Annotated in this window: 4 protein-coding genes; all 4 read left to right on the forward strand. The window is 63.6% G+C overall.

Annotated elements, in window-relative coordinates; genetic code table 11:
- The coding region (locus DYI24_RS23970; RefSeq protein WP_164574104.1) for a DNA primase family protein at positions 1 to 1,600 on the forward strand (1,600 nt) is incomplete at its 5' end.
- 26 nt (positions 1,601 to 1,626) lie between these two features.
- Positions 1,627 to 1,893, forward strand: a complete 267-nt coding sequence (locus tag DYI24_RS23975) for a hypothetical protein (protein WP_164574105.1) — start codon at positions 1,627 to 1,629, stop codon at positions 1,891 to 1,893.
- Entirely contained in the window at positions 1,890 to 2,159 is a 270-nt protein-coding gene (locus DYI24_RS23980) for a hypothetical protein (protein WP_164574106.1), read from the forward strand. Before DYI24_RS23975 ends, DYI24_RS23980 begins: the two co-directional genes overlap by 4 nt.
- Positions 2,160 to 2,677: 518 nt before the next feature.
- The coding region (gene nusG, locus DYI24_RS23985; RefSeq protein ID WP_283810892.1) for a transcription termination/antitermination protein NusG at positions 2,678 to 3,176 on the forward strand (499 nt) is incomplete at its 3' end.

Here is a 3,176-nt window from a genome sequence, read left to right on the forward strand (position 1 = left end):
CTTCGGCGAAGATCTGCTGGTGCGGCAGGAAGACGACGTGCCGAGCGGCCAGAAGCTGGCCTGGACCGGCACGCATTGGGACCTTTCCGGCGGCGAGGCGCTGGCGCACCTGATCGGCCAGAAGGTGGGCGACCTGATCAAGGTTGAGGCGACGTACATCGACTACACGCCGTCCCAAAAGGATGCCGTTGATACCAAGAAGAGGGCTGAAAAAGAACTATTGGCTCTACCGCCTAAAGATGCCCGGGACGAAGAGGAAAAAGCGCTGGCTGAGCTGCTAGGCGACCTCATCAAGCGCGGTGGCAGAGCCCAGCTGGCGAGAGCCAAGGCGCGAGCCGCGCGAAAAAAATGGGGCGTGAGCACGAAGAACGCCTCGCGAATCAACGCCATGCTGACCTGCGCGGCGCCGCACCTGCGCCGTCACCCGGACGCCTTCAACGCTGATCCGCTGAAGTTCGCCACGCTGACGCACACGCTGCGGTTCGTCCCGGTGATGGACGAGGAAAACCCGGACCCGAACACGTCGCGGCCGCTGCTCGATCCAGCGACCGGGCGCGTGCGCTGGAAGTTGGAGGTGACCGAGGGCCACGATCGCGACGACATGATCACCGCGGTTGTGCCATTCGCGTTTGATCCCGATGCGAAATGTCCAGACTTCGACAAGTTCCTGGATCTGTTTCAGCCGGAGCCGAAAAAGCGGCGAACCGTGCAGCAGTTCACTGGGATGAGCCTGACGGCGCAGCCGGTGCAGCGGATCATGTATCACACCGGAACCGGCGGTAACGGCAAGAGCGTGTTCCTGGAAGTGATCAGCCGCGTGCTCGGTGACGGGCTGGCGGTCGGCCTGCCGGCGGAATCCGTCTCAGGCGAAGCGCACAACAATCCGTCGGCGCCGACGCCCGACATCGCCCGCTGCTACGCAAAGCGGTTCATCCGCGTGTCCGAGCTGCCGAAGGATCAGCCGGTCAAGGCTGAAATGGTGAAGCGCCTCACCGGCGGTGAGAAGTGGCCGGTTCGCACGATGTACAAGGGCTATTTCGAGTTCAAGCCGACCGGCAAGCCGCATATGAGCGGCAACGGCGAGCCGAAACTCGATGGCACCGACGGCGGCCTGCGACGGCGCTTCGTCATCGTGCCCTGGAGCGTGACGCTCGCTCCGGAGAAGCATCGCGACTTCGAGGACGTGGTGAGCGAGATCGTCGCCGGCGGCAGCGGCATTCTCAATTGGCTGATCGCAGGCGCGCTCGACTTCCTTAATAACGGGCTGGAGATCTCCGACGAGATCGCGGCCGCCACGGAAGCGCACTTCGCCGAGATGGACCCGTGCCAGCGCTTCATCGATGCGCATGTGCAGCCGGACCCGACCGGGCCCGGCGTGCAAGCCCGCGCGATGTGGGAAGGCTGGCAGGCCTACGCCCGCGCCAACGGCATGAACGCGCGCAACGAGACCTGGTTCGGCCGGATCATGAAGGCGAAGCTCGAACAGAACGACCCAAAGCAGCGCGTGCGGATCTACGTCCGCGTGAAGCTGGTCGATCTTCCCGAGACGCGGCACCCGAACGAACCGCCGGACTACGAGCCGGGCGGTGAGGAGTTTTGAGCGTGGGAAGTAACAGGGGAGAGAACATGACAATGCGCGCTGGAGACCACGTACTCCACGGACCAACCGGTGAAGAGTGGGTTGTCGCATACGTCGACGGCGATCGGCTTGCCTGGTGCGGCTGGCCGGAAGGCGAAGCGATGGTCAGTGACTGCGAGATGATCAAGAAGGCGACCGATGAAGAACACGTCGAGTGGCTTCAAGAAATTGCGAAATCAGCCGAGGGGAAGCGTGCTCGGATGGCGCGCATTGCCTTGGACTCGATCTCACTTCCAGCAGAGCAGCCCAAATGAGCTGCCCTCCGCAACCTGCGCTCGTGTTCGTGCCGGCGGCGTGTCCGCGCTGCGGGGCGCGCAACACCGATGAGGCGGACAGCCTGTGCGATCCGCAGCAGGACAGCAGCGGCGAGTGGAGCTGCGCCGCGACGTTCGGCCGTGACAACCAGGTGATCGCGCCGACAGCCGAGAGCATCGCGGCGATCGACGCCTGGATCGACATGCACGCCGACTGCGGCGACGGCCTCTGCTGCGCGGCGCCGGCCGGGGAGGTTGCGTCGTGACCGCACGTCGCCTCGCCAGCACCGATCGGCCGCCGCGGCGGCATGATCCCGGCGGTTCGCGCGCTTCGCCAGCGGCGATCCACGCCCGCGATCGTGGCCGATTGGATACAGTGTTGCCAGCAAAGCACCGAAGGTTGCGAGGGTCGCGCGAGGGTCGCGGACTAACTCTCGCGCGTCAGAAGTGGCTGTGCCGCAATGGTTTCGTGTGCGCTTGCGAGGGTAGCGAGGGTTTCGCGCGCGTGTATGCGTGCGAGACGGGGGGCGGGGGGCGCACAGCGCTCCGGCAGAGCGGGAACGAAGACTCACATACGTTACGGGGCAAACCCTCGCAACCCTCGCAGATTTCAGCTAACGAACTGATCTACCTATCTAATAACTCTCGCAACTATCTCTCTAAACTCTCGCAAAACCCTCTCAACCCTCGCAAAACAACAAAGCAACCGAGACCACCCTGATCATCCACCTCGAACAATAATTGGTACCGCGTTGGGACTATTTCTTTCGGGCAGAGGGGTCAGATGATGACGAACGTGGCGGTGATGCAGACGGGAAACTTGAACGAGGTGCGCGAGGCACTGCGCGGTGATCTGCAGAAAGGGCAGATCGTCGATCATGCCGGGCACAACGGCTACTCGGCGGAGATCGTTCCGAACGTGAAAGGTGCTTGGTACGTGGTCGAAACGATGCCGGGCGAGGAGCGGATCGCGGCGGCGTGGTTGTGTGCTCGGCGCTTCGGTGTGTATTTGCCTGAGTTCGAGGTGACCGAAATTCGGCGAGGCCGAAAGGTCGATGCTGTCAGGCGCATGTTCCCGGGCTACGTCTTCGTGTTCGTATGGGACATCGAAGCGCATTTCGTGCGCATCCTCGCCTGCCCGGGCGTGCGGGGCGTGATGATGACGCAGAGCGCACCTGCGGCCTGCGACGTCGCGGTGTATCGCGTTCGTGGCGGCCTCCGACCAGCGGCGGTGCCAGACGAGATCATTGATCGTGTTCGGGCGGTGGAAAACTATCTACGGC

This window comes from Rhodopseudomonas sp. BR0C11, from assembly GCF_010820945.1.
GTDB lineage: Bacteria > Pseudomonadota > Alphaproteobacteria > Rhizobiales > Xanthobacteraceae > Rhodopseudomonas > Rhodopseudomonas palustris_H.

What these genes read in the sequence shown, in the direction of transcription:
- DYI24_RS23975 (WP_164574105.1), top strand. Translation starts at nt 1,627, where the DNA reads ATGACAATGCGCGCTGGAGACCACGTACTCCACGGACCAACCGGTGAA.
- DYI24_RS23980 (WP_164574106.1), top strand. Translation starts at nt 1,890, where the DNA reads ATGAGCTGCCCTCCGCAACCTGCGCTCGTGTTCGTGCCGGCGGCGTGT.